This window comes from Methylomonas rosea (genome assembly GCF_024505055.1).
GTDB lineage: Bacteria > Pseudomonadota > Gammaproteobacteria > Methylococcales > Methylomonadaceae > Methylomonas > Methylomonas rosea.
Genome location: NZ_JANIBL010000106.1, coordinates 1 through 6689 on the forward strand (window position 1 = coordinate 1; position 6689 = coordinate 6689).

Annotated in this window: 7 protein-coding genes; all 7 read right to left on the reverse strand. The window is 58.2% G+C overall.

Translation table 11 applies throughout. The features are described 5' to 3' along the window. Window positions 1-1894: baseplate J/gp47 family protein (locus NP589_RS20955; RefSeq protein ID WP_256608713.1), on the reverse strand; the 1894-nt coding region annotated here is incomplete at its 3' end. 19 nt (window positions 1895-1913) lie between these two features. Continuing rightward, the gene (locus NP589_RS20960) at window positions 1914-2309 is read right to left on the reverse strand and encodes a GPW/gp25 family protein (RefSeq protein ID WP_256608714.1); all 396 of its coding nucleotides are present in this window, start codon (window positions 2307-2309) and stop codon (window positions 1914-1916) included. Between the two features lie 2 nt (window positions 2310-2311). Next, window positions 2312-3976: a hypothetical protein gene (locus NP589_RS20965; protein WP_256608715.1), complete on the reverse strand. Its 1665-nt coding sequence runs from the start codon at window positions 3974-3976 to the stop codon at window positions 2312-2314. A gap of 6 nt (window positions 3977-3982) precedes the next feature. Continuing rightward, window positions 3983-4624, reverse strand: a complete 642-nt coding sequence (locus tag NP589_RS20970) for a phage baseplate assembly protein V (RefSeq protein WP_256608716.1) — start codon at window positions 4622-4624, stop codon at window positions 3983-3985. After that, window positions 4621-5667, reverse strand: a complete 1047-nt coding sequence (locus NP589_RS20975; protein WP_256608717.1) for a phage late control D family protein — start codon at window positions 5665-5667, stop codon at window positions 4621-4623. The genes NP589_RS20970 and NP589_RS20975 overlap by 4 nt, the downstream gene beginning before the upstream one ends. A 195-nt stretch (window positions 5668-5862) precedes the next feature. Next, entirely contained in the window at window positions 5863-6030 is a 168-nt protein-coding gene (locus NP589_RS20980) for a hypothetical protein (protein ID WP_256608718.1), read from the reverse strand. Window positions 6031-6043: 13 nt separating this feature from the next. Then, window positions 6044-6689, reverse strand: a 646-nt coding sequence (locus tag NP589_RS20985; protein WP_256608719.1) for a hypothetical protein, incomplete at its 5' end; no start/stop codon positions are given.

Here is a 6689-nt window from a genome sequence, read left to right on the forward strand (position 1 = left end):
CCTCAGCCCCCAAAGGCCAACCCGCACCGCGCGCGCCGCCGGGCGCCAGGGGCCACAGATAGTCCAGCAGCGTCTGCTGTACATCGCGCAGGGTTTGTTGTTCGGTTTCGATGTCGCGCACCTGTACTTTTACACTGACGGCAATCGGCACGAACTCCGGACTCAGCACATACAGTTCGGTGCCAACCATAGTCCGCTGCAACAGATAGGCAAACACGTCTTTCAACAAGCCCTGGTTAGGCTTGGGCGTGTGGCCCAAAGCCGGTTCGGCCGGCGGCAGTACAAAGACGCTGACCACACCGGGTACGCCGTCGCGGGCTGCCCTAATACTGGCGCCGGGCAAAAAACCCACCAGCACTTCGGCGCGGGCCACCGGATTGAGCGGATTGGCCTCGGTGATGATTTTGAAATCCTGCTGCGTCACCGCCCGGTTGCGATGGGTCAAAAACTGCGGGATGCGTTTTTCGGCCTGTTCGACGGTCTCCGCATCCAAGCCGCCTTGCAAGGGCCATTCATGGCGAATTTTATAGCGCGAGCTGCCGTTGACCACTTCCTTAACAGTGCCGGCGGGCAGATTGCCGGCACTGCCGCCACCAAATAAATAAGCCGTAATACGAATCCGGCTGCCCGACGGCGGCCGTCGCCCGGCCGTGCCATCCCCGAAATACACATAGCCTGACTGCGGATTAAGCCGATACACTTTGGCATCGGCGGCTTGACCAGCCAGAAAAGCCACCTGCTGCCAACGCACCCAAGCGCCACTTTCCTCGACATCCAGTTGCAAGGTCGCAGCCTCGATATTCTGATTCGGCAATACCACCACCTGATCGGGCTGCCCGGTGCCCATGCCCACCAGCAAATCCTGCTGCAAACCTTGCGCAAGCACATCGACAGCATTCAAGGCCAGGTAGCCCAGTTGTAACTTGGGATGTTCCGGGCAACGCAAGCGCAACCAAAACGCCGCTCGGCCGGCTTCGACTTGATCGGCCAATTCCGGCGGCCTATCGCCGACGCCGCTGAACATCGGATCGGTAGGTACAAAAGCCTGGAACAGCGCCGGATTTTTGGGTAAACGCAAGCGCACCACGCCGGTTTGCCGGCCACCTTTGGAGCTGTCGGCCAGCACGTCCAAAGGCAGGTAAATCGTTTCGCCGGCCTCGCCGGTGGATACCAGCTCCCAGATCAGCTTGCGCGGATTCAATTCGTTAATCGCTTCGCCGTCCAAATCGTCGGCGGGCGCAATGCCAATGTTAAAGGCGATGCCGGCCAGATGGCTACGCAGCAAAGCAATCTGGCCTTCCAGTTGCCGGGGTGCGATGCAAGCCAGGTAAAAGCTGCGATCCAGGCTACCGGTCAGATCCAGCACTTCCTTAACCGGCTCGAAACGGCGTGGTTGAAATGGCTCGGGGCGTTGGCCGTTGCGCAAACCGTACTGTTCCTGCAAATCCTGCAAGGTCAAACCCAGCGCGGCCAGGTCGGCAGCCTCCAGTTTCTGTTTGATCAACACCTGCAAACTCAGGCAGGTGGGCTGCAATTCGCCCACTGCCGTCAAAACCTGCTTGCCGGCCCTGAGCTGGCTGCCATCCGCCAACAATGCCGCCGGCAACACGCTGGTCGGGCCGGCGTCTACGCAGACTATGCCTTTGGCGGGCCGGGCGGCGCGCACCGGAATTTGCAATAGATTTAAAAATACCCGGCGCTGGCGCTCGGGAATTAAATTAGCGCGATACAAAATAGTTTCGGTCAGCCAGGCAAACAAATCGACAAAGCCGTTGAGCGGGTCGCCGGGGGCAATCTGCGCCAGCTCCGGCAAATGATTGGCCAGCCGGGCCTTGGCTTCGGCGACCAGATCGTCGAAGCGTCTATCGTCTAAATTCGGTACCGGTAATGGCATAGCGGCCTCTCTTGCAGCCTCAAGCCGGCAGGCTCAGGTTTAGCGTGAATCCCAGTTCCGCCGGCCGCTGACTGTTGCGCAGCCGGTAGCGGATATTGATATGCACATCGGCGACGCTGGCCGGACTGGCCTGTACTTGCACTTCGTCGATTTCCACTCTAGGCTCCCAGGTCTCCAGCGATTTGCGCACCACGCCCGCGATCAAATGCCGGGTGGTTTCGTTATTGGGTTGATGCACGAAATTCAATAAACCGGCACCAAAGCTCGGCCGTTGCAAGCGCTCGCCGGGCCGGGTCAACAGGATATTCAGCATCACCTCGCGGATGCTCTGATCGTCGCGCGTCCAGCTCAAATGCCCGTCGGCATCGATATTGCCCAAGGGCCAGCTCATAATCTCCGGTACCGGTGTACGCATCCTCAACCTCCCTTGATTTTTGGAAACGGCAGGCAAATCCGGACCCACGGCAACCAGAAAAATACAATGTTCAGCAACGAGATCATGATCATCAACAAAATCATCGCCACCAGCGTAATCACCGGCAGGCTGAACGAACAAATCCACTGAATCCCAAAATCCGGGCCGGCAGTGTCTTTTACCGTGTCTTCGCTGGCGCCTTTGTTCAGCTTCAGTTTGTTCATCAAATCGAAGGTATCGGCCGGCGTGATCATCGCCGCACCCTTGGCCAAGCCGCGGCGCAGATCAGCCAGCGACGGCATCTGGATTAGTGCCGGCCGGCTGGCGTCCGGATCGAAGGGCGCGGCGACGCGGAACTGAATACTGCGGGTGTGAGCATCAGCCCATTGAATCTGTTCCTGACCCTGCTGGTTTTTGGCGCGCACGAAAGCCACCACCTGATAAACATCGCCAGGATTTTGCGCGAATTTCGGCAAGGGGATTTCCTTGACCTTACTCAGCGCCTGATCGCTGAGGCGTTGCCCCAATAAAACCCGAATTTCTTGGGCATCTGACGCCAGCAGCAACAACGTCAGATTCAGATTGCCGACGCCGTTGGCATTCGGCAAGGCCGGTAACGCCGTTAGTTTGTCCAAGCTGCCGACTGCGTCTATCGCCTGTTCTTGCTGAATCAGCCAACGCACCAGCGGGTTATCGCCGCCCCACGCAAAGCAGGCTTGCAGATAGCTATAAAAGGTTTGCTGCCGATACGGTGCAAACAAACCCTGGCTGGTTTCGGTGTAGGCTTGGCCTTGTAAACCGGCAGGCAATTTGGCTTCGTCGTACAGCCACAGCTGCTGCGCTTTATTTTCCAGCGCGGCATTCTCTGCAATGCCGGCTTCGCCGAGGTGATAGCGGTTGACCAGCATTTTCAGCAACTTGAAAAAACCTTTGCTGGGCAGGCCTTGCGCCACCGGCTTGCTGTGTTCGGCTAGCCAGGTTTGATTCAGCGGTTGCCGATAACCGAACGGCCAGGGCAACATCGCCGCAGCGACGCTGGCAGTCTGCGCTTGATCGGCGCTATCAAAGGCCTGGCTGACATCGCGCAAATAATAAAAACCGCCCAGCGGCAGATAACCGAACAGGAGCGTGTGGGTTTTGCGATTAGCGTCGCTAGTTTTTAACACATGCAGGGGATGCACTTCCTCGCCACTATAAGCGGCCTGATCGTCACGTTTGTGAAGCACGCCGTTGGCGCACAGCCGGCGATGCAAATCAGGATCGCGCAATTCGCTGGGCGCGTCCTGCCAACCCAAAGCTTCGCCGTCTTCCAGCATCCAGGCCTGCTCGCGGCCGCCGCTAAGCCGGCGGATCACGAAGCCGGCCGAGCTGATTTTTTGCGGATCCAGCGCCGGCTCTCCAAAACGGTCGCAAACCACTTCGCAACTGACGATGTGAAAGGCCCGATGCAGCGGTAGGCGCAGCACCGGCTGCTGGCCGTGGCGGCTATGACGTTCCTCCTGCTGCCAAGCGCTCATTTGCGGCAAATCGAACTGGCGACGCTGCATGTCTTGCTTGAAGCGATTGATAAACTCCGCATCCAGATATCGATGCAAGCCACATTGTCCGCCTTCCTGATAAAACGGCGGTTTCAATTTAAACGGATGCAGGGCTTGTTCGGTTTTCATAATCCCTTACCAAATATTGCCGGCACCCGGCGTGTAAGAACTGCCGACCACCGAGGTGGCGATCACCGTATCGGCTTGCACCACGCCGCTGAACTTGGACATGCCGGCATTCACAGTCACCATGCTGGCGTTGATGGTCACCGTGGAGGCATCGACTGTGACGCTGCCGCTGCTGCGCACCGCGATGCCGCTGCTGTTGAGGGTGACGCTCTGGTCGGCGCGCTCGATAACGATTTCCCCGCCGCCCGCTTCGTCTATCAAAATTTTGTAACCCGATCGGGTACGCAATTCCACTTTCGGGCCGTTGCCGTCGTCGAAATCCAACACCGTTTCCTGCGGGGTGCGGATCACATAATGATCTTCCTGCGGATCGGCCTCTGCCGGCACACTATTGCTACCAGCCCAGACACTGCCCAGCACCAACGGCATTTCCGGCGTAATGAAGGCCAACACCACGATTTCTTCCAGACGCGGCACAAAACTGGCCCCGTACCCCTGACCGGCGGACGGCGCGACGACGCCGGCCCACAGTTCCATTTGCGTCGCCAGCAAGCGCACCTTGATGCGGCCACGGCTGTCCGGGTCGGCATTGTCGGTGACCTGACCGAGCTGCAAGCTGTGCAGATTGCCCAAGGCGTGACTGTTCATGACTGCCACCCGCCTTTGTTGACTTTGAGATGGGTTTCAAAGCCGCTGTTGTTATCGAAGCGATGCACGCAATGCACGATTTGATAGCGGCCTTTCAGGCGCGGCGACACGCCATCCAGATCGATCTCGCGGCCAGGTTTCAAGCTTGCTTCGCCTTGGCAGACAATCTCGCCTTGAATAAAGCGTTTGGCTTGGCGCTTGAAAGCGGCCTTGGCATAAGCTTCGGCTTCGCTGCTGGTGCCCGGAAACGGCTGCGGGACGATTTCCGGGCCGGGCCAGCTTAGGTTGCCTAAAGTGGCGGCGGCACCGGTACCTGTGGGTGCCAGCGTCATCGCGTCGGCCGTAAAATCCACCGCTTCGGCGCTAGCCAGGTTGTAGCCGTTGGCCTGACTACTGAGGGGTTGATGGTTTAAATCAGCAATCAAGCGGACTTTCAAGGCGCTGTCCTGGGCACTAAGCTCAACCGGGTTGGGATCGGCTTCTTCGGCCTTGACCCGCAGCGTATTGCCGTCCAAGCGCACCGCTATATCAAAGCGGTTACCGATGCGCAGCAGAAAGGCCAGATCGCTTTCGTTGAGTTGATGCCAGGTGGCGGTGATATTAGACAGTGACGCATCCGTTTGCAGGCCCGCCTCGCCGGCGATGGCTTGCACCAAATCATCCGGGCTTTGATCTTCGAAACTGCGGTTATGCCGGCTGCGCGCCAATCTGTGTAGTTTGTCTTGCAACAGCAATGCGATGTTGGGAGCGCCTTCGCCGTAGCTTTCTTCGATGGCGGTAATCTCGCCGCTGAACAGGTGTTGCGGGGTGTCGCTACCCATTTCAATTTCCACGCCGGCGCCCAAGGCAATGTCGTTCAAGGTAAAGTCAGGATCCTGTCCACCTTCCGGCCTGCCCCAATTAGACAGCTGCAATTCGGCATGCGCGCAGCCGTGCAAGGGCAGATTGACCTGCATCGCCTGCAAGGCCTGTTGCAGGTCATCGCGTTGTTCGCCGTCGATTTTGATCGTCGGGCGGGAGCTGGTGAAGGCGTTTTCGGGCATAGTGTTGTTATTATTAATATTGTTATGGGTTAACTACTTTCCTCTCCTGTCGTTCCCCCCTTTGAAAAAGGGGGATTGAGGGGGATTTTTAAAACGTCTGCCGGCTGAATGTCAGTTCTGCCCAAGAGTGTAGGTGCGAATTCATTCGCACTGCCCTCGCTGAAGGTCGAATAAATTCGACCCTACAACACCGATTCAATCAATCCTCAACCTTTCCTGCCGCTGCCGAATCAATTCCAACATTTGCGTCAACTCGATTTCCACTGGTGACAACGGTGTCTGCTGAGCAGTCGGTTGCCGTTCGGCGGCTTCGGTGACGCCGTCTTGCACCTCCAAAATCACTTCGTCTATCAATACCGGCATGTCTAATTCCCGCTCAATCGAAACCGACGCCGCTGTCGGCGGCGGCTTTTAATAAATTGCTTACCGATACGCCACTGCTTTTGCGACCCACAGCCGCCGGTCCTGCTTGCTTAGCTGCGGCTGTTGATAGTGGCCTCTCGCCAGTCACCGCCGAGGCCGATGGTCCGGCTTGACCGCCATCACCCGTAATCTGGGCTGCTGGTCTTAACGACGCACTGCCTGTTTGAATATGGGCGGCATTCATACTTCCCTTGTTTCCAGCCGGATTGAATGCACCTTCGATGCCGGTGCCCAGACTGGCGGAATTGCCGAATTTAAAAGCAGGACTTGCCGGTGGCACCGCCTGCTGCGTGGCTTTTGCCCCGCCTGCACTACTGGTCGAACCGCCGACAGCGCCTCCACCAACATTGACCGAGGCAGACAAGCTTGCAGAAACATTGGCGCTGATACTGCCACTAATGTTGACGCCAGCACTCACTCCAAACCCCACACCGCCGCTGATGCCCACCGAAGCACTCAGGCTCAGGCTAGGCACCGCGACCACCGAAAGCGAGGGCATTCTGGGCGACTCTATGCCGTTAAACAGCGAGGTATCCCGCCAGTTACCAGCCCCCTCGCCGCTGCCGCCAGGCACCGGCGCGGCACTCTGCCCGGTCCCG